This is a genomic window from Flavobacterium sp. FG19 (assembly GCF_057809475.1).
Window position 1 is genome coordinate 138,722 of the sequence record NZ_JBMDKA010000009.1, and the last position, 19,809, is coordinate 158,530.

General features: G+C 31.4%; 19 protein-coding genes. All 19 read left to right on the plus strand.

Going from position 1 to position 19,809, the window contains the following annotated elements; translation table 11 throughout:
• Nucleotides 1-83 precede the first annotated feature (83 nt).
• The 19 genes from ACODST_RS11365 (at nucleotide 84) to ACODST_RS11455 (ending at nucleotide 19,779) form a co-directional block, all read left to right on the plus strand.
• Nucleotides 84-1,238, plus strand: a complete 1,155-nt coding sequence (locus tag ACODST_RS11365) for an O-antigen ligase family protein (RefSeq protein ID WP_488932213.1) — start codon at nucleotides 84-86, stop codon at nucleotides 1,236-1,238.
• 376 nt (nucleotides 1,239-1,614) lie between these two features.
• Complete coding sequence (locus ACODST_RS11370) at nucleotides 1,615-2,616, plus strand: NAD-dependent epimerase (RefSeq protein ID WP_488932214.1); 1,002 nt, start codon at nucleotides 1,615-1,617, stop codon at nucleotides 2,614-2,616.
• A gap of 4 nt (nucleotides 2,617-2,620) precedes the next feature.
• A complete protein-coding gene (locus ACODST_RS11375) occupies nucleotides 2,621-3,928 on the plus strand; it encodes a lipopolysaccharide biosynthesis protein (protein WP_488932215.1) in 1,308 nt (435 codons plus the stop codon).
• Nucleotides 3,903-4,478: an acyltransferase gene (locus tag ACODST_RS11380; protein WP_488932216.1), complete on the plus strand. Its 576-nt coding sequence runs from the start codon at nucleotides 3,903-3,905 to the stop codon at nucleotides 4,476-4,478. Before ACODST_RS11375 ends, ACODST_RS11380 begins: the two co-directional genes overlap by 26 nt.
• Nucleotides 4,478-5,503, plus strand: coding sequence for a polysaccharide pyruvyl transferase family protein (locus ACODST_RS11385; protein WP_488932217.1), 1,026 nt, complete (start codon nucleotides 4,478-4,480; stop codon nucleotides 5,501-5,503). The genes ACODST_RS11380 and ACODST_RS11385 overlap by 1 nt, the downstream gene beginning before the upstream one ends.
• The gene (locus ACODST_RS11390; protein ID WP_488932218.1) at nucleotides 5,500-6,084 is read left to right on the plus strand and encodes a serine O-acetyltransferase; all 585 of its coding nucleotides are present in this window, start codon (nucleotides 5,500-5,502) and stop codon (nucleotides 6,082-6,084) included. Before ACODST_RS11385 ends, ACODST_RS11390 begins: the two co-directional genes overlap by 4 nt.
• Nucleotides 6,081-7,238, plus strand: coding sequence for a glycosyltransferase family 4 protein (locus ACODST_RS11395; RefSeq protein WP_488932219.1), 1,158 nt, complete (start codon nucleotides 6,081-6,083; stop codon nucleotides 7,236-7,238). Before ACODST_RS11390 ends, ACODST_RS11395 begins: the two co-directional genes overlap by 4 nt.
• A 386-nt stretch (nucleotides 7,239-7,624) precedes the next feature.
• A complete protein-coding gene (locus ACODST_RS11400) occupies nucleotides 7,625-8,491 on the plus strand; it encodes a glycosyltransferase family 2 protein (RefSeq protein WP_488932220.1) in 867 nt (288 codons plus the stop codon).
• 192 nt (nucleotides 8,492-8,683) lie between these two features.
• A complete protein-coding gene (locus tag ACODST_RS11405) occupies nucleotides 8,684-10,075 on the plus strand; it encodes a right-handed parallel beta-helix repeat-containing protein (RefSeq protein WP_488932221.1) in 1,392 nt (463 codons plus the stop codon).
• Nucleotides 10,075-10,923 (plus strand): glycosyltransferase, encoded by an 849-nt coding sequence (locus tag ACODST_RS11410; RefSeq protein ID WP_488932222.1) that lies wholly within the window; start codon nucleotides 10,075-10,077, stop codon nucleotides 10,921-10,923. Before ACODST_RS11405 ends, ACODST_RS11410 begins: the two co-directional genes overlap by 1 nt.
• Nucleotides 10,920-11,819, plus strand: a complete 900-nt coding sequence (locus ACODST_RS11415) for an NAD-dependent epimerase/dehydratase family protein (protein ID WP_488932223.1) — start codon at nucleotides 10,920-10,922, stop codon at nucleotides 11,817-11,819. Before ACODST_RS11410 ends, ACODST_RS11415 begins: the two co-directional genes overlap by 4 nt.
• Before the next feature lie 38 nt (nucleotides 11,820-11,857).
• A complete protein-coding gene (locus tag ACODST_RS11420; RefSeq protein WP_488932224.1) occupies nucleotides 11,858-12,775 on the plus strand; it encodes an MraY family glycosyltransferase in 918 nt (305 codons plus the stop codon).
• Nucleotides 12,776-12,780: 5 nt separating this feature from the next.
• The gene (locus ACODST_RS11425; RefSeq protein ID WP_488932225.1) at nucleotides 12,781-13,206 is read left to right on the plus strand and encodes a WxcM-like domain-containing protein; all 426 of its coding nucleotides are present in this window, start codon (nucleotides 12,781-12,783) and stop codon (nucleotides 13,204-13,206) included.
• Nucleotides 13,199-14,344 (plus strand): DegT/DnrJ/EryC1/StrS family aminotransferase, encoded by a 1,146-nt coding sequence (locus tag ACODST_RS11430; RefSeq protein ID WP_488932290.1) that lies wholly within the window; start codon nucleotides 13,199-13,201, stop codon nucleotides 14,342-14,344. Before ACODST_RS11425 ends, ACODST_RS11430 begins: the two co-directional genes overlap by 8 nt.
• Nucleotides 14,345-14,357: 13 nt before the next feature.
• Nucleotides 14,358-14,906, plus strand: coding sequence for a dTDP-4-dehydrorhamnose 3,5-epimerase (gene rfbC / locus ACODST_RS11435; RefSeq protein ID WP_488932226.1), 549 nt, complete (start codon nucleotides 14,358-14,360; stop codon nucleotides 14,904-14,906).
• The gene (rfbD, locus tag ACODST_RS11440) at nucleotides 14,906-15,757 is read left to right on the plus strand and encodes a dTDP-4-dehydrorhamnose reductase (protein WP_488932227.1); all 852 of its coding nucleotides are present in this window, start codon (nucleotides 14,906-14,908) and stop codon (nucleotides 15,755-15,757) included. The genes rfbC and rfbD overlap by 1 nt, the downstream gene beginning before the upstream one ends.
• Nucleotides 15,758-15,820: 63 nt before the next feature.
• A complete protein-coding gene (rfbA, locus tag ACODST_RS11445; RefSeq protein ID WP_488932228.1) occupies nucleotides 15,821-16,705 on the plus strand; it encodes a glucose-1-phosphate thymidylyltransferase RfbA in 885 nt (294 codons plus the stop codon).
• An 88-nt stretch (nucleotides 16,706-16,793) separates the two neighbouring features.
• Nucleotides 16,794-18,761, plus strand: coding sequence for a polysaccharide biosynthesis protein (locus tag ACODST_RS11450; protein ID WP_488932229.1), 1,968 nt, complete (start codon nucleotides 16,794-16,796; stop codon nucleotides 18,759-18,761).
• Nucleotides 18,762-18,915: 154 nt separating this feature from the next.
• A complete protein-coding gene (locus ACODST_RS11455; RefSeq protein ID WP_488932230.1) occupies nucleotides 18,916-19,779 on the plus strand; it encodes an ABC transporter permease in 864 nt (287 codons plus the stop codon).
• The last annotated feature ends 30 nt before the right edge of the window (nucleotides 19,780-19,809 follow it).

Consider the following 19,809-nt stretch of genomic DNA (forward strand, 5'->3'; position numbering starts at 1 on the left):
TATTGGTAGTAGAGTATTGTTTTTGAAGAAAGTAAACTTAGAACATTATGTATGGATTGTAACCCCATTATAAACAAAATTTAATGACTCTTAAAAAAACCTTTGTTATAAATTTTTTATCGGCTTTAAGTATTTTTGTTCTGGTTGCTTCTCCTACTTTAAAAGGGGTTTTGTATTCTAGCAGTATTTTTAACTTTATTCCACTTTTTTTATCTTCAGCGGTGATTGTACTGCAAGGAGGTGTAAATAAAGTTTTTAAAGGTATAAATAATTCATTAGTACCTCTTTTCTCTTTTTTTTTGCTTTTGTTTGTTTATTTATATATATTCTATTATGGATTTCCTGACATAGTAGAATTTGTAAAGTATGTAATGCTTTTTTTAATAGTAATTATTCTACCTCATACTGTAACACTTAAGGCACTAGATATTTCTTATATGTTACTCTTTCTTTGGGGGGTATTCCTGTCTCTAAAGAAAATTTTTTTTACTATTCATTTTACGGAGGAATTTCATTATTTGACTTTGGGGCTTCCTATCGCTGTAATGATAATTATTTCTTTTTTTAAATTGATTAATGTAAAGAATTTTTTTTATAAGTTAATCTTTCTTGCAGGTATATTTATTGGTTATATAGCACTACTATCATTATTTGGAAGATCACCTCTTTTATTTCCAACTTTGTTAATTGTTTCTTATTTATTTTTTAATTTTCTTAAGGGATTAGCGAATTTTAAAGTCAAAGATGTTTTCATGTATTTGTTAGTTCTATTTGTATTGTTTATAGTAATACAAGTGATAATTGATAATTTTCTTTCAGGTTATTTGTTAGATAAATTTTCTGAAATGGAAATTGGTAACAGTGATTCAAGAACAGACGATCTGTATATTCCAGCGATGCATTCTATTGTTAAGAATCCATTTGGAACCGGGTTAGGATCTTCTCAAAATATTATAGGTTTTTACCCTCATAATATTTTTTTGGAAATTGGTATAGACAGTGGTTACATTGGGATTTTGTTTTTTTTTATTTTAATAGTAAAAGCATTTTCTAATTCTCTTAAAATCTTGAAGAGCAATGATATAAATATAACTTTGCTTATTATGATTTTTATCTTTTGGTTAATGTTTCTTTTTTGGAATGTTTCATATGGTTTGTCATCTGGATATGCATTATTTGCATTTTTATCACTAGTACACAGTTATAAGTTTTTAAAAGCAGAATCTTTTCAAAACTAGAGTAGATGAAGGTTTCAGTTATTTGTCCGTTTCAGAATCATCTGTTATATTTAAAAAATAGAATCGTAAATATATTTAGTCAGACTATTTCACTTTTGAATTTGCAGCAGATGATTGTTTAACAGAATCAGTTGAGGCAATATTTTTATGGTGTTACAGTTCAACTAAAATGTTTTTGGGAGCTAACAACAAAGAAAAAATAGGTAACCACAAAAAAACAGAAAATATTGCTTTGTATTTAGATCAGTGGGAAGAGCTTTTTAGAATTAATATTGCTTTAGAACATAATAAATACTTTTGATTTTAAGATCTCAGTTTTAGAGTAAAAAGAAAGTCCTTTAAAATAATGTTTAAAATTAATTTAAATTAATACTTTATGAAAATACTAGTTACAGGAGCAGCAGGTTTTATAGGCTATCACCTGTCAAAAAAATTAATTGATTTAGGTTATGAAGTAATAGGATTAGACAATATCAATGATTATTATGAAGTTAGTCTTAAGTATAATAGATTGAAACAGCTTGGAATAGCAAAAGATAATGCGGAAAATTGGAATAAGGTATGTTCTTCAGAACAATATAATAATTTTAGTTTTATTCGTTTAAATTTAGAAGATCGTGAAGGTTTACCGCTATTATTTGAGCAATTTCAGTTTGATTATGTGATTAATTTAGCAGCTCAGGCTGGAGTTCGTTATAGTTTAGAGAATCCATTGGCTTATGTTGATAGTAATGTAGTTGGATTCGTTAATATACTTGAGTGCTGTCGTCATTATAAAATTAAGCATTTGGTGTATGCGTCTAGTTCATCTGTTTACGGAGAAAATGATAAGATTCCATTTTCAGAAGATGATAGGGTAGATTTTCCGGTAAGTTTGTATGCTGCAACTAAGAAAGCAAATGAATTGATGGCACATACCTACAGTCATTTATACAAGCTTCCTACTTCTGGATTACGTTTTTTTACGGTTTATGGACCATGGGGAAGACCAGATATGGCGCCTATGTTGTTTGCCGATGCGATGAAAAACAATCGGGAAATAAAAGTATTCAACAATGGCGAGATGAGTCGTGATTTTACTTATATAGATGATATTGTGGAAGGTGTAATTATTACTTTAAAAAATCCAGCTGCAAAACATTCAGGTTATCAGTTGTTTAATATTGGAAATGGTTCACCTGTCTCATTAATGAAATTTATTGAATGTATGGAAACTTCTTTAGGAATTACAGCAAAGAAGAATCTGATGCCAATGCAGCCGGGAGATGTGCCTCGTACTTGGGCGGACACTAATGGATTGAATGCTTTGGGGTATAAAAGCAGAACTTCTATTGAAATAGGTGTGGAGAAGTTTGTGGAATGGTTTGAGAGATATTAATAAAGTGAATTTCAAAAAGATTTTTAAAGAAATAGGAGGAACAAAAAGTAATACTATTTTTAGTAATATGATTCTTCTTGCTACAGGTGAAGGAGTAGGGAAATTGATAGGAATAGTTTCTTTACCATTAATTACGAGGATTTATTCACCAGGAGATATAGGTATTTTGTCTATCTATAATTCGATTGTAATGATTTTACTGCCATTTGGAACATTTAAATATTCCGATGCTATAATTTTACCTAAAACAGATGGATATGCGTTAAATGTTTCTGTGCTTGGCTTTATGATAAATGCTACATTCTCTTTTCTGACATTTGTTATACTTTGGCTTTTTGGAATACAGTTGTTCACTATATTTGGAATAACTAATATTACAATGTATTGGTGGTTAATAGGAATTAGCATTTTTTTTATAAACTCATACGAACTACTTTATAACTGGAACCTGCGAAAAGGCAATTATAAGTTGATGGCGAAGACCAAATCTCTTCAAAACTTGACAGGTGAGTCCACAAAAATAATTTTAGGTTTATTTGGAATTAAACCTTTGGGATTATTGATGGGAGCTGTTTTTGGCAGGTCCGGAGGACTTTTAGCATTGTATTCGCAGTATAAAAAAGATTGGAGAATAAATAGCAGCCAATTGAGATTAAGCCGAATTAAATTCTTGTTTTGCTATTATAAGGACTTTCCGGCGTATAGATTAGCATCCTATTTCCTATTTATTTTGTCAACTCAATTAATACCTATAATTGTAGCATCCTTGTATGGAACTTCGATGACTGGACAAGTTGGTTTAGCTATAACGGTAATTGCACTTCCAATTACATTAATAGGAAATTCAGTTGGACAAGCTTATTACAAAGAAATTTCAACAATCAAAAATTATAAAACTAGCGAACTTTTTGATGTCACACTATCAGTAGCTAAAAAGTTATTAATGTTAAGTATTTTACCTTTTCTTGTGGTTTTGTTCTTGGCTAGGCCTATTTTTATTTTTTGCTTTGGTAAACAGTGGGAAAGCGCCGGTGAATTCTGCAGTATTTTGTCTTTTTTCTTGGTGACGCAATTTATTGCATCACCATTAATGAATGTTCTGGTAGTATTAAAAAAACAGAGTAAGACAATTTTTATACACACATTTAGACTTTTCTCTATTTTTGTAATTTATTATATTTCTAAACTTCTAGGTTTTAAAATTGAAACTTTTCTGTTAATATACTCAATCTTTTTATCGCTGCACTATATTTTTGTGGTTCTGAGATTATTTAATTTGATGAAAAATGAAAGAATTAAAAAGGTTAATTAAGGTACTTCTATTACGTATAGTAGTAAAACCTGCAATGTATGTGTTTCAGTTTTTTGAAAGAATGTTCGGCATAGTCCTTTTGGAGAAAATTCAAAAAAGGGGAGAACATTGCGTTTTTGAAGGTTTTGGCAGATTGTATGAAGTTGATAATATTAATATAGGCGAGCATGTTTTTGTTGGAAGAAACTTTTTTATTAGAGCCGCAGGAGGTGTAGAGATAGGTTCATACACACATATATCTAGAAATGTTACAATACATACTGTTAATCATAATACAGAAGGAGATCTATTACCTTATGATAAAACTGAAAATAAAAAAAAGGTAACAATAGGTAAGTATGTTTGGATAGGGATGAACGCTTGTATACTTCCCGGAGTAACAATTGGTGATGGTGCAGTGATAGGAATGGGGACCATTGTTTCAAAGGATGTTCAGGCAGGTGATATTGTAGTAGGTTTTGGACAAAGAGTGGTAGGTAAGAGAAATGAATCTCATACGGAAGAGTTGTTAAAAAAAAATAAATTTCTTTTACTAAAAAAAAATAAATAATGAAAAAAGTTTCTGTAATTGGAGCACTTTGGACCGATAATTTTGGAGATATTTTACTAGCTGATCTCTATACTAAACCATTACTGGAAGATGTTGAAATCGATGTCACTTTTCCTAATGTTGGAAAAGAAGTAGCTAATGAGCTTGACGTTAAGCAAGGAAGTTTTATGGATTTTGTTAAATCTGATTGTCTTTTTTTTATTGGAGGAGGATATCTTTCTGAGCCGCCTGGAAATAAAACTAAATGGGCACTTTCGAGATTTAAGTTGATTTTTGTTTATGGAATTTTAGCACGATTATTTGGAAAGAAATATGTTATTTTAGGTGTTGGAGCCGGACCTATTAAAAAAAGACTTTCCTCAATTATAATTAGAACGTTTTGTAATGGAGCAAAAAAAATAGTGGTAAGGGATAACTATTCGTATGAAACGCTAAAAAAAATCGGAGTGAAACGTGATATCTCAATTTCCTTTGATTATGCTCTTAAATTGAAAGAGACATATATTCCCAAAGAAACAAGAAACACAAGAAATATAGCTTTGCATTTAACTTCTAAGCAACCAGAGCTTAATAGGCATTTGATAAATCATTTATTGAAATCTAATACTTATGAAGATGTATGGTTTATAGAGGATCATCCAGGTGAATATGAAAGGGTAAAAAGCACTAATCCTGATATTGAAAAACTAATAAATGACAAATGGGTTCCATATAGTGGGTATCTTGCAATGGTTGATACTATCGATTCTTTCAGGTTTGTATTAACTTCTAAACTGCATGTGGGAATATTAGGTGCAATTTTTGAGAAAAAAATATGTTCTTTTCCATATCATGATAAGGTAAAACAATTTTATAAAGAAATAGGATTCTCAGGTAATTGTTTTAATTCAGCTTTGAGTGAAAATGCTATAATAGATCATTTTAATTACTGTCTCAATGCCAATAACATAATCATTTCAGAAGCTGTTTATAAAAAATTAGAAACTATCGATGAGGGTATTAACCAAATAAAAGAAAAAAAATGATACAATCTAAGCAAGATTTAAATTATTATTTGGAACAGGATCGTATTTATTTAAATAAAAAACGAAGAAATCCAAGATTTATTGGTGATGAAATATGGAGATACCAGATACTGCTCAGAAAAGAAGAATATCATCACAATGTGTCCAACAAGTTATTGGCATTTTATTATAAAGTAAAGCGTCATAGACTAGGGATAAAATTAGGCTTTGATATTGGGATCAATGTTTTTGGACCTGGTTTATCGCTTGCGCACTTCGGTCCAATAATTGTAAATAAGAATGCTAAAATTGGTGCTAATGCGAGAGTGCATGTTGGTGTAAATATTGGTACCAAAGCTGGTGTTAGTGGAGCAGCAGCTACGATTGGAGACAATCTTTATTTAGGACCTGGCGTTAAAATATTCGGTCCTGTTGTACTTGGGGATAATATAGCTATTGGAGCAAATGCAGTTGTGAATAAGAGTTTTCCTGAAGGAAATTGTACGATCGGAGGAGTGCCTGCTAAAATTATTTCCGAAAAATCATCAGAAGGATTATGGTTGAAGGAGGATGAAATAAAAGTACTTAAAAGCTATTCATGATAAAAGTATTGCAAATATGTTTTGTTTACCCGCCTTCATTTTCAGGTTATGGAAAACAGCTGCATACAGTAAACAAGGAGCTTATGACCCTTGATGACGAAGTGTCGATAACCATTCTTACTGCTTATGGGGGGCAGGAAAAATTAGGGGTATATGTCAAGAGTATGCTTAATAAAACCCGGAATGCTTATAAGTATGAGAAGATAATTTTTTTTTGGTTTTCTCTTTTCTTCCTGTTGAGGTGCTGTTGGTATTTTAAAAAACATGATGTTTTTCACGTAGTTAAAGCTGGGCCAGAAGTAATTGTGCCAAGTATTTTTGCGAAGATTTTTAATAAAAAATTGATCGTTAAAGTTGCTCAAGATGACGTTAAGCCATCAGATAAGGGAAGCGTACTGCAAAGAGCTTTAAGGGATTTGAGAAATTCCTTTCTAAAAAAAGCGGACACAATAATTGCTATAAGCAATAGTATTGTTCTGGATTTAATAAAGATAGGTTACCCGGAGAGTAAGGTTTCGAGTATACCGAATTCAGTGGATACAGAGAGGTTTAAACCTGTTAGCAACTCTGAAAGAGAATTTCTTAGAGAAAAGCTCTCCATATCTGTTTCTAACGAGTGCCAGATCTTTTTATTTGTTGGAGCGATCAGTAAGCGTAAGGGAATTGAGGATTTACTAAATGCTATAGATTTAGCAATAATTGGACAAGAAACTTTATTTTTATTGGTAGGACCATTATACGATGTGCCGGATTTTGAAAAAAGAATTGCTGAATTGAATGAAAAAAAAGAAAAAATATCCATTGTATATAGAGATTTTTCTGAAAACATATCAGACTATTATAACATATCAGACTTTTTGATTTTGCCTTCATATTCAGAAGGAATGCCTAATGTAGTTCTCGAAGCAATAGCCTCTGATGTTCCCGTAATTCTCTCAGATATCCCAATTCATAAACAATTATGTACTGATCCTATTGGAACTACCTTTGAGTTAGGCAATTTTAACTCTTTAGCTTCTATGCTCGAACATGTATCAGGTGGTGAGCTTAGGAAAGATGAGTTTAGACCAAGGGAGATAGCACAAAACAAATATTCTCTACCAAGAGTTGCTGAAAAATATTTTCACCTTTACAAAGATAAATCTCAAAGATAAATCTCAAAGATAAATCTCAAAGATAAATCTCAAAATGACTATTTATCACTATTTTTTGTTTCATGAATTATTCTAAAGATAAAATTTCATCATACATAATAAAAATAGGTGTTTTATACTTGTTTCAATGCGAAGTGTAAAACTTACATTGTGTTTATTTTTAAGCGTTTAGGGAGCCCATTATGAATGTTGTTAGCGCATATAAAAAGCTTCTGAAGTTTTAATCTTCATAATAATCAGGGTGATATAATGTTAGGTTTTCTTTTGATTTTTTTCTGTTGGAATACATCATTCGATTTCAGTACTGCTTACATTCTTTTATCCTTCGTATGTCTTTTGTATTAAGGCTTCTTTTGAAAAAAATAATTTAAAAATTATAATTTATTATGTTTAAGGTATCTGTAATTATTCCAACATATAATAGAGAAAAAACCTTGATTAATGCAGTTGATAGTGTTTTTAATCAAAGCATTTTACCTCATGAGGTAATAGTGGTGAATGATGGTTCCGAAAATAAGGCGATTGAAGCTCTCAGGCTAAGAGCTATGGAAAACAATTGTTTGATTATTCTGAATACGAAAGGTAGTGAAGGAGGAAATGTTGCGCGAAATATAGGTGCTTGTTATGCAACTGGTGATATTCTAATGTTTTTAGACGACGATGATAGTTGGGTTAAAGAAAAGATAGCTAGTCAGCTTGATGTTTTTGAGACCAACTCTTCAATAGGCTTAGTATATTCAAATAGAAATGTTGTTGATAGTAATGGAAAAATAGTTCGTAAGATTACAGGGTATAAGGAGGGTAATATTTATCCTGATATTTTCTTTAATAATTACATCGGAGGAACATCTTCCGTTGCGATCAGAAAAGAAATATTTATGTCTGCAGGTATGTTCGATGAAAAACTGCCTGCCCTGCAGGATTTTGATCTCTGGATTAGAATTTGTGAAATAACACTAGTAGGCTTGGATAAAAGTTACAGCGTTAATTATGCAATAGCTGAAAATTATTCTAATCAGGTTACTGGTTCCTTGGTAAAAAAGAAAATTGCTGTTAATCATATAATAGAAAAATATAAGGTACATATTTCCCAGTTGAATTTATTTCATAAAAGAAAATTGTTTTCAAAATTATACCTGTCTTTAGCAAGAAGCGCCAGAGGGCAGGATTATAAGACTTGTTTTAAATATAGTCTTAAGAGTTTTCTCAGTTATCCAAATTTGCGTTCACTTTTTTTTATTATTGGAGTTTAATAATTATCATTTCAGTATTAGTTAGAAATTTAATTTAAGACATATTTACACTATTTTTTGGTTTAGCTGCCAGATTGTTTTTTGATGGTCGCATAAAAAAATAATTGTTTATATTATGTAAACTTAGTTGCGTAAAATAGAATAAAATGTTGTTGAAATCCGTTATCTTTAAGAATCTATAAATTTGATATTATGATAAAGTTTACTACTAATATTGTGCTTTTTTTGTTACTAAGTTTTATGCTTACAGTGCATGAAGCAGGAGCACAAAATTCGGATATAATAAATATAAGTAATGTGGGAGGTAAAGGTGACGGGCGTACAGATAATACGGATATTTTTAAAAAGGCTGTTGAGCAAGCTGCTAAGAAGTCTCTCCCTTTGTATATACCCAAAGGGGATTATCTAATTTCACCACTTGAGTTTTCATTTAATAATTTGAAAATTTTTGGAGAAGGAAGGATATTGTCTTATAATACGAATCATAAAGTTTTATTGAAAATCAATGGAGATGGCAATATCATCCAGGGAATATCTTTTTTTGAAGCTGATTTTGTACAGGAACTGCTAAATCTGAATGGAAGTAATAATAAAGTAACGAAGGTAACATTTGATACAAAAGCTAAGAGTAAGTCACAAAAAGTAGTTTATTCTGACAGGTTACTTACTTTTTCCGATGTTGATGGTAAAGATAATGTAATTGATGATTGCGTATTTAAAAATGGCAGAGTAGGTGTGTGTGTAAATGGCAGTTTTAAATTAATGAACTCTGTTATTAGTCACAACATCATAGGAATATTAGTTAGGCCATCAGGAAAGAATTCTGAAATATATAACAATACTATTTCTCATAATGATGTTAATGGTAAATCAGGTAACGACGGTATTTTAGCGCAAAGAAATGTTGATAATATACATATCTATAATAACGTAATTAATTTTTCGGGAGAACACGGTATTTATTTTCAAGGCAGTAATAGTGTAATCGAAAATAATAAGGTTTATAATAATAAAAAATGCGGAATAAAATTAGCCAGTTATAATGATAAATTATACAATAATACGTCAAATGATTATTATATAGGGCAAAATAATGTAATCAGAGGTAATTCAGTTTACAATAATGTAGAAGAGAATAAAACGGGAGCTGGGATTTATTTACAGGCTCCATTAAAAAATATTTTAGTAGAGAATAACAATTGTTATAATAATTATCATGGAATCAGAACTACATCTGTTTATAATAAGAGAGCTGATAATAGAAAAACAGAATTGCAGGATATAAAAATTATAGATAATAAAGTTAAGAAAAACAGAGGGATTTCTCTTTGGATTGAAGGGGGAAGTAATATCGATATTTTGAGAAATGAAGGAGATAATTTAGTTACAACAACAAAAGATGAAGATGTAAAAATGGAGTCTTTTGTTTTAGAAAAGAATAAAATTAATAAGATTATGTTACAGAATTTGAATGGAGGAAAAATAATTGATAATCAATACGAAGCGATAGATATTAAAAAATCTAACATGAAAATATCTAAAGAAGAATTTGAGAAAAACAATAAAAAAGTAATTCGTCGCTAATGGAAGTTTATAAGTTCTCGGTTTTAATATCCTCATATTATAAAGATTCTCCTCTCTATTTGGATTATGCTTTAGAAAGTTTAAAAAATCAAACACTACAAGCCAATGAAATAGTATTTGTTGAAGACGGTATGCTTTCTAAAGAACTATATGATGTATTAGATAAATATGCAGGTCTATTGCCAATCAAACGTATACCTCTTAATGAAAATAAAGGATTAGGTAACGCTTTAAAATTAGGATTGGAAAACTGTACAAATGATATTGTCCTGCGTATGGATACGGATGATATATGTGACAGCGAAAGATTTGAGAAACAAGTAACTTTTTTGCAAAACAACAAAGATATTGATATTTTAGGGAGTTGGGTTAAGGATATTGATGATGATGGGAAGATTATAGGAGAAAGAATTTTTCCTGTTAATCATGCAGATTTGTTAAATGTTATTTGGGCATGTCCGCTGGCTCACCCGACAGTTGCTTTTAAAAAAAAATCTATTATCGGTATTGGTTCATATAACACAGGTATAAAAAGAAGACAGGATTATGACCTATGGCTGAGAGCCGCTGCGAAAGGCTTGAAATTTGCGAACATTCCTGAGTTCTTACTTTACTATAGATTCACAGACGATTATTATAAAAAAAACAATCTAAAAGTAGCCTGGGAGCAAGGGGTTATGGGATATAATGGGTTGCGTGATCTTAAGGTAAAAAGGTTTTTTCCATATATAGGGGTATTTTCACCGGTCATCAGAGCTCTTATGCCGAAATTTTTTGCAAAAACCTTTCATAAGTTAACTAACAGATTAGATCCAAGAAAAAAAATAACCAGAACAGTAGAGTTATGAAAAGCATCATTACCGGAGCTTCCGGATTTGTTGGACAAAATCTTTCGCAATACCTTTTAAAGCATTCTTTTGCTGTAGATTCTGTTTCATTAAGAAATTCAAATTGGAAGAATAATCTGCAGGGAGAAGCAATTATTCACCTCGCCGGTAAAGCACATGATACTAAAAACACAAGTGATGCTTCTGAGTATTTTAAAGTAAATACAGATTTAACGAAAGAATTATTTGATGTTTTTTTAGAAAGTGGAATTAAGGATTTTATCTATTTTAGCAGTGTAAAAGCTGCTGCAGATGAAGTTTTAGATCTTTTATCTGAAAATGTAAATGCGAACCCTAAAACACCATACGGACAATCAAAACTGCAGGCTGAAGAATACATCTTATCAAAAGAAATTCCGGAAGGGAAAAGAGTTTTTATTATCAGACCCTGTATGATTCACGGTCCAGGAAATAAAGGAAATTTGAATTTACTCTATAATGTGGTAAAAAAAGGTATCCCATATCCATTGGCAGCTTTTCAAAATCAAAGATCATTTTTAGGAATTGATAATCTGAATTTTATGATTAAGGAAATTCTTGTGAATAAAAATATTGTTTCCGGAGTTTATAATTTTTCAGATGATGAAGTTTTATCTACAAATCAGCTAATCGAAATTATTGGATCAGTTTCAAACAAAAAAACACGATTAATTTCTATACCAAAAGGTCTTATAAACGGATTTGCTAAAATAGGGGATCTTATAAAATTTCCATTGAATTCTGAAACGGTTCAAAAATTAACGGAAAACTACAGAGTGTCCAATAAAAAAATTAAGTCTGCCATTGGGATTGATAATTTACCCAATACTGCTCAGGAAGGATTAGAAAAAACAATAAAAAGTTTTATACAGAAATAATGCAATACATCATACTTGGAATTTTTTTAACGATTTTAATGCTGCTTTATTTTAAAGTTGCAGATCGTTTTAATATTATTGATAAACCCAACGAAAGAAGTTCTCATACAGAAATTACGCTGAGAGGAGGAGGAATTGTTTTCTGGTTTTCGGCATTACTTTACTTTATTCAGAATATAGAGGACAACTACTTTTTTTTTAGCGGAATAACGCTGGTTAGTCTGGTCAGTTTTTGGGATGATATTCGGAGTTTATCAAATAAAATAAGGATTTCAGTTCATTTCTTTGCGATAACCTTAATTTTTTATAACCTGAATATATTTAGTACGGTTTCTGTTTTTTGGTGTATCACAGCTTACATTTTAGCTATAGGGTTAATTAATGCCTATAACTTTATGGACGGTATTAATGGAATTACAGGTTTATACACATTAGCAGTAATGGGAGCATTATGGTATGTGAATACAAAACTTGTATTTTTTACAGAGGAAAGCTTTATACTATACGGAATGATTGCGAGTCTGGTTTTTTTATTTTTTAATTATAGAAAAAAAGCCAAATGTTTTGCAGGTGATGTAGGAAGTATTGCAATAGCTTTTTGGATTATTTACCTGGTTTTGAAGCTTATTTTACAAACAAATTCGCTTATATGGTTACTTTTCTTAGCGGTTTACGGTGTTGATGCTATATGTACTATTTTACACAGATTGTATTTAAAGCAAAATATTTTTGAAGCACACCGTTTACATTTTTATCAAATCTTAAGTAATGAATACAAAATTCAGCATAGACTAGTATCTCTCTATTATGCATTAGCACAATTGGCGGTTTCAGCTCTAACGGTAATTCTTTATAAAAAAATAAATGATATTTTTCTTTACGTCGTAATAATAGTCCCTTTACTTATCATTTATTCGACAAAATTTTATTTACTCAATAAAAAGAAATTACAATAAAGTATATGGAGCCAAAAATAATCCAGGGCGGGAATTTTTCAGATCATCGGGGAACAATTTCATATGTAAATGATTTTAGTTTTAAGGATATTGAGCGGTTCTATATTATTAGTAATTCTGATGAAAATCCTATTCGTGCCTGGCAGGGACATAAATTAGATGCTAAAAACTTTTATTGCTTAAACGGGACTTTTAAAATACACTTTGTTAAAATTGATAATTGGGAGAAACCCTCAAAAGATCTTATTGTTGAAAGTGTTATTGTTTCGGATAAAGATAATAGAGTGATTCACATTCCTGCAGGTTATGCAAATGCGATCCAGGCATTAGAAAGTAATTCTAGACTTATGTCATTTTCTACGCTGGCACTGGAGAAAGTAAAAGAAGATGATGTTCGTTATCCTTCAGATTATTGGATCATCAATGAGTAAAAAAAGAATTTATTTATCCTTAGCCAGACAAAGCGGTTTTGAGCGGCAATATGTTTTAAACGCATTGGAAACAAATTGGATTACCTCTGGAGGACCAAATGTTGAATCTTTCGAAATGGAACTTCAAAATTACCTGGAAGAAGGAGTTCTGGCTGCAGCAGTAAATTCAGGAACAGCTGCTATTCATTTAGCATTAGTTTTGCTTGGAGTTAAAGCAGGTGATGAGGTTATTTGTCAAAGCCTGACATTTTCGGCGTCGGCAAATCCAATATTGTATCAGGGAGCGACGCCTATATTTATTGATAGTGAGGCCGAAACCTGGAATATGTGTCCTCAAAGTCTGGAGACTGCTATAAAAGACAGAATAAAAAAAGGAAAATTACCAAAAGCTATAATTGCAGTTCATTTGTATGGCGTACCCTATAAAGTTGATGAAATTCATGCAATAGCGGATCGCTATAATATTCCTGTCATAGAGGATAGTGCTGAGGCAATGGGAAGTTGTTACAAAGGGAAAAAGTGCGGTACTTTTGGATTTTTTGGGATTTTATCATTCAATGGGAATAAAATTATTACAACTTCGGGTGGAGGCGCTTTAATTTCAAATTCTATTTCTTTAAAAAATAAAGCGGTCTTTTATGCAACCCAATCAAAAGATAAGGCTGTTCATTATCAGCACAGTGAGGTAGGTTTTAATTACAGAATGAGTAATATTTGTGCAGGAATTGGTCTTGGACAGATGAAAATTCTTCAACAGAATTTAATCGACCGAAAAAAGAATCATGATTTTTACAGAGAGCTATTTAGTGCTATTGATGATGTAGAACTTTTTGACGTTTTAAACAAAGAATATTCTTCAAACTACTGGTTAAATGCAATTTTAGTTAAACCAAATAATAAAGAAAATAAAGACAGAGAGGGGTTAAGATTAGCATTGGAAAAAGAAAATATTGAAAGCAGACCGCTTTGGAAACCAATGCATATGCAGCCGGTGTTTGAAAAATTCCCCTATTACGGGAATACTATTTCGGAACAATTGTTTGAGACCGGATTGTGCCTTCCTTCTGGTTCCGGTCTTGATTTAGATGACAAGAAACGAATTGAAAAAGTCGTAAAAAATTTTTTTGCTACTACATAAATAATAATAAAGAATGAATATTGAGAAAACATTCATAAAAGATTTAGTTGTTATTGAACCTATAGTTCATGGAGATGAAAGAGGTTCTTTTTTTGAATCTTATAATAAAACTAAATTTGAAGATTTAGGTATTACAATTGATTTTGTTCAGGATAATCAGTCTTTTTCAAAAAAAGGAACCTTAAGAGGGCTTCATTATCAAAATCCTCCGTTTGCACAGACAAAATTAGTTCGTGTTTTGGATGGGGAAATTATAGATGTTGCTGTAGATTTAAGGAAGGATTCGTCTACCTATGGTAAAATTTTTAGTATTGTATTATCGGCAAAAAACAGGAAACAGCTTTTAATACCAAAAGGTTTTGCACATGGTTTTTCAGTTATTAGTGAAACAGCATCTGTCATGTATAAATGCGATGAATTCTATGATAAGGCCTCTGAAGGAGGAATTAAATTTGATGACCCGTCTTTAAATATTGATTGGGGAATAAATTTAGAAGAAGCAATTATTTCTGTAAAGGATCAGCATCTGCCCTTTATTGAAGAATGTAATAGTTTATTTTGATGAGTAAAATATTAGTGACTGGGGCAAATGGACAGTTAGGCTCTGAATTAAATGAATTATCAAAAAGATATTCAGAATACCAATGGATATTTGCCGACCGAACCAAAATTACTCTTGATAATTTGGAATTACTGAAGAATCAACTGACTGCAATTAAGCCGGATATCATTTTAAACTGTGGTGCTTATACAGCAGTTGATAAAGCTGAAGCGGAAAAAGAAATGGCCTTTCTTGTTAACCGTGATGCTGTAGAAGTGATTGCAAAATATGCAAGAATAAATAAGGCAGGACTAATTCATATCTCTACCGATTATGTATTTGATGGCACATCTTCTGAGGCTTTAGACGAGCGGGCACCAACTAACCCTGTAAATGTGTATGGTGAGAGTAAATTAGCTGGTGAGTCTGCATGTTTAGTTGAGAATCCGGATTCAATAATTATTCGGACTTCTTGGGTTTATAGTAAATTTGGGAACAATTTTGTAAAAACAATGCAAAGGCTGATGGAAGAGAAGGAAGAAATTAAGGTAGTAAATGATCAGATTGGTTCTCCAACTTATGCACAAGATTTAGCTAAGGCAATGATTGTGATTTTAAACTCTCCAAATTGGACACCCGGAATTTATAATTATTCAAATGAAGGTGAAATAAGCTGGTATGATTTTGCACTTGCTATTAAAGAAATTGGAGCTTATAATTGTAGAGTAGAAGGAATTACAACTTCATTATATCCAACACCTGCAAAACGACCAAAGTTTTCATTGTTAGACAAGAAAAAAATTAAAGAAATTTATTTTTTAGAAGTGCCTGACTATAAGGAAAGCTTAAGGAAAATGTTAGTAAAAAACTGATTTTAGGATTTAAACTTTAGATTAGAATCTAAAGGTAAATCTGTTATTTTGGAACTTAGATTTATGAAAGGAATTATTTTAGCCGGAGGTTCCGGCACACGCTTACACCCATTAACACTTGCTATGAGCAAGCAAATGATGCCGGTTTATGATAAGCCAATGATTTATTATCCATTGTCTACTTTAATGATGTCCGGAATAAATGAAATCTTGATCATATCAACTCCGCATGATTTACCAAACTTTCAAAAATTATTAGGCGATGGCTCCGGTTTAGGATGTAAATTCAGCTATGCCGAACAAGAAATACCAAATGGATTGGCTCAAGCTTTTGTAATAGGTGCAGAATTCATTGGTAATGATGACGTAGCCTTAATTTTGGGGGATAACATTTTTTTTGGCTCTAATATGCAGGAACTATTAAAATCAAATACACAGCCCAAAGGAGGTGTTGTTTTTGCTTATCATGTGTCAGATCCGGAACGTTATGGTGTAGTTGAGTTTGATGAGAATTTAAACGCAGTTTCAATCGAAGAAAAACCAAAAGAGCCAAAATCTAATTTTGCTGTACCTGGGTTGTATTTTTATGACAATTCTGTTGTGCAAATTGCTAAAAATATTAAACCGAGTGCGCGGGGTGAATATGAAATAACCGATGTAAATAAAGTATATCTGGAAAAAAACATCCTGAAAGTCGGTATTTTAAGCAGAGGAACAGCCTGGCTGGATACAGGAACTTTTAATAGTTTAATGCAGGCAGGGCAATTTGTTCAGGTTCTGGAGGAACGACAGGGCTTAAAGGTCGGTTGTATTGAAGAAGTGGCCTGGAGACAGGGATTTATTAATGACGAACAATTAGAAAATTTAGCCTTACCTTTAGTTAAATCAGGTTATGGAACCTATCTGCTTGATTTTTTAAAACAAAAGAAAAAAAATACTAAAATTTAATTTTAATTGATTAAATAAAATTTTAAACCTTTAATTTGTATTTTTGTAAGACAGACTATAAGTTTGAGAAAAATAAACTAAACCAAAATTGGAGACAGATAAACAACCGAAAATATCTTCTTTGCTGTATAATTCATTATCACCAAGGAATTTAAGAGCAAATATTAATAATCTTAGTTATTTGCCAAGATGGATTATTATTGCAATTGATGTAATGGTTCTCGTCTTTTCATTTACATTTACCTTTATGCTTTTTGAAGGTACTGCTTTAGGCTATATTATTATTGCACATGATTTTTACTTTGTTGCAAGTTTGATAATAGTAAATGTTTTTTTCTTCTGGCTTTTCAGAACTTATTCAGGAATTATCAGGCACTCGTCTTATATTGACGCCATAAAGCTGCTGTTTTCTCAAATGTCGGTTTTAGTGTTCTTTTTATTTTTCAATTTGGTTTTTGAATTATATACAGGGCATAAAGCATTCTTAAATACAGCACTTTTTATCAATTTAGTACTGTCTTTTTTCGGTCTGTTTTTATATCGTGTAATTGTAAAGCAGACTTTTGAATTGTATTTCTCGGAGAAAACGAATTCGAAATTAATCAGAACTGTTATTTATGGTACAGATGCCAATGCAATTTCTGTAGCCAATGCATTAAAATTTGAGACTCCGTCCAGATTTAAAATTGTTGGTTTTGTAGATAAGAATAATCAGAATGCTTCTAAGCGAATGCTTGACCTGCCTATTTTGATTTTAAGAAAAAAACTACCGGCTTTAATGCGTTCTGTAGCGGCAGAGGGAGTTATTATAGCAGATAAAAGCTTAACAAAAGACGAACAATTGATTATTGTTGATCAGTGCTTAGAGTTTAATTACAGAGTTTATACTGTTCCGCTAATTTCAGACTGGGAAAATCAGAAAGAAATTTCTCAAAAAGTAAAAAATATACAGATTGAGGATTTATTAGAAAGAAAACCGATAGTTCTGGACAGTAAATCAATATCGAAACAGTTAAAAGATAAAACGATTCTTATTACCGGAGCAGCCGGCTCTATTGGAAGTGAGATCGTAAGACAGGTTCTTAATTTTAATCCCAAAACGGTTATAATTTTAGACCATGCCGAAACGCCGTTACATAATTTATGCTTAGAAACAATGAGTATGAATAGTGCTGCCAAAATAGTGGCTGTAATAGCGGATGTGAAAAGTAAAAAAGCATTAGAAAAAGTATTCAAAAATTATAACCCGCATGTAGTTTTTCATGCTGCTGCTTACAAGCATGTTCCTTTGATGGAAGAGAACCCATCTCAGGCTATTTTAACTAATATTAAAGGAACAAAAAATCTTGCTGATTTGTCATGTAAATACCATGTTAGAAAATTCGTAATGGTTTCTACAGATAAAGCGGTGAATCCTAGCAATGTTATGGGAGCCAGTAAGCGAATAGCCGAAAAGTATGTACAGTCTTTGTTTTTAAAGAATCAGAGAGAAAACGAGTCTGGTGTAACCAAGTTTATTACCACCCGTTTTGGGAATGTTTTAGGTTCTAATGGTTCTGTTGTGCCATTGTTTACCAAACAAATTGCAGAAGGAGGTCCCGTAACGATAACACATCAGGACATTATTCGATATTTTATGACCATTCCGGAGGCTTGTCAGTTGGTTTTAGAAGCCGGAGCTATGGGAAATGGAGGTGAAATCTATATTTTTGATATGGGTAAACCGGTTAAAATTATTGATTTAGCTAAAAAGATGATTAAACTTGCCGGATTTATTCCTGATAAAGAAATCAAAATAAAGATCGTTGGACTGAGACCTGGTGAGAAATTATACGAGGAGTTGCTAAATGATACTTCTAAAACCTTGCCAACTTATCATAATAAAATTATGATTGCCCAGGAACTTCAGGATGAATACATTGATCTGCACAGTGATATTGATGAATTAATTGGAATTGCCGATTTTTACGATAATTCTGATATCGTAGCAAAAATGAAAAAAATTGTTCCTGAGTTTAAAAGTATGAATTCTGCTTTCGAGGTTCTGGATAAATAGTATTCTTTGTCAAATAAAAATTTTCAATAAAAGTTAAAGGTGTTTTTTTAAAAACGCCTTTTTGCTTTTTATATATTAATAAATAGCTTAAAAATCTGGTTAATTTAAGGATTCGCAGATTAACCATTTTTAATACTGCTAAGCCAAATTGTATATGAATACTAATAATTCTGAAGAGTGGTTGTTTGAAATAACACCCAAAAATAAATTCCTTTCATTAAACTTAAAAGAAGTCTGGCAATACCGGGATTTATTATTTCTGTTTGTTAAGCGGGATGTAATTACGGTTTACAAACAAACGGTATTAGGGCCGTTATGGTATTTAATACAGCCTTTATTTACTTCTGTAACTTTTACCATAATATTTAATAACGTTGCTGGTATTAATACAGGTCCGGTTCCGCCTTTTTTGTTTAATCTTGCAGGGATTACGGTCTGGAACTATTTCACCGCTTGTTTAAACGGAACTTCCGATACTTTTAAAGCTAATGCCGGCATATTTGGCAAAGTGTATTTTCCCCGTATCATTACACCACTTTCAGTTGTTATTTCAAACCTTATCAAATTTGGAATTCAGTTTCTGATTTTTATCGCTTTTTATATTTTTTATTACGTAAAAGGTTCTGACCTGAATTTAAATGGGATGCTGCTTTTTTTTCCGCTTTTAATCGCTGTTATGGGAATTTTAGGTTTAGGATTAGGAATGCTTATTTCGTCAATGGTAACTAAATACAGGGATTTTAGTTATTTAGTAACATTTGGGATCCAGCTTCTCATGTATTTATCGGCAGTAATGTACCCAATGGAACTTATTAAAGCAAAATTACCGGGATATGGATGGATTGTAGAATATAATCCGCTGGCCTATATTGTCGAATCAGCGCGATATATGCTATTGGATGTGGGACAAATTTCACTGCCGGGACTGGCTTATACTTTGGCAGTTACCATTGTTGTATTTTTTACCGGCCTTTTAATTTTTAATAAAACCGAGAAAAGTTTTATCGATACCGTATAGTCATAAACGGTTTAATTTATTTTAAATAAC

What these genes read in the sequence shown, in the direction of transcription:
- ACODST_RS11425 (WP_488932225.1), top strand. Translation starts at nt 12,781, where the DNA reads ATGGAGCCAAAAATAATCCAGGGCGGGAATTTTTCAGATCATCGGGGA.
- ACODST_RS11365 (WP_488932213.1), top strand. Translation starts at nt 84, where the DNA reads ATGACTCTTAAAAAAACCTTTGTTATAAATTTTTTATCGGCTTTAAGT.
- ACODST_RS11380 (WP_488932216.1), top strand. Translation starts at nt 3,903, where the DNA reads ATGAAAGAATTAAAAAGGTTAATTAAGGTACTTCTATTACGTATAGTA.
- ACODST_RS11400 (WP_488932220.1), top strand. Translation starts at nt 7,625, where the DNA reads ATGTTTAAGGTATCTGTAATTATTCCAACATATAATAGAGAAAAAACC.
- ACODST_RS11390 (WP_488932218.1), top strand. Translation starts at nt 5,500, where the DNA reads ATGATACAATCTAAGCAAGATTTAAATTATTATTTGGAACAGGATCGT.
- rfbA (WP_488932228.1), top strand. Translation starts at nt 15,821, where the DNA reads ATGAAAGGAATTATTTTAGCCGGAGGTTCCGGCACACGCTTACACCCA.
- rfbC (WP_488932226.1), top strand. Translation starts at nt 14,358, where the DNA reads ATGAATATTGAGAAAACATTCATAAAAGATTTAGTTGTTATTGAACCT.
- ACODST_RS11370 (WP_488932214.1), top strand. Translation starts at nt 1,615, where the DNA reads ATGAAAATACTAGTTACAGGAGCAGCAGGTTTTATAGGCTATCACCTG.
- ACODST_RS11455 (WP_488932230.1), top strand. Translation starts at nt 18,916, where the DNA reads ATGAATACTAATAATTCTGAAGAGTGGTTGTTTGAAATAACACCCAAA.
- ACODST_RS11430 (WP_488932290.1), top strand. Translation starts at nt 13,199, where the DNA reads ATGAGTAAAAAAAGAATTTATTTATCCTTAGCCAGACAAAGCGGTTTT.
- ACODST_RS11420 (WP_488932224.1), top strand. Translation starts at nt 11,858, where the DNA reads ATGCTGCTTTATTTTAAAGTTGCAGATCGTTTTAATATTATTGATAAA.
- ACODST_RS11415 (WP_488932223.1), top strand. Translation starts at nt 10,920, where the DNA reads ATGAAAAGCATCATTACCGGAGCTTCCGGATTTGTTGGACAAAATCTT.
- ACODST_RS11405 (WP_488932221.1), top strand. Translation starts at nt 8,684, where the DNA reads ATGATAAAGTTTACTACTAATATTGTGCTTTTTTTGTTACTAAGTTTT.
- rfbD (WP_488932227.1), top strand. Translation starts at nt 14,906, where the DNA reads ATGAGTAAAATATTAGTGACTGGGGCAAATGGACAGTTAGGCTCTGAA.
- ACODST_RS11410 (WP_488932222.1), top strand. Translation starts at nt 10,075, where the DNA reads ATGGAAGTTTATAAGTTCTCGGTTTTAATATCCTCATATTATAAAGAT.
- ACODST_RS11385 (WP_488932217.1), top strand. Translation starts at nt 4,478, where the DNA reads ATGAAAAAAGTTTCTGTAATTGGAGCACTTTGGACCGATAATTTTGGA.
- ACODST_RS11395 (WP_488932219.1), top strand. Translation starts at nt 6,081, where the DNA reads ATGATAAAAGTATTGCAAATATGTTTTGTTTACCCGCCTTCATTTTCA.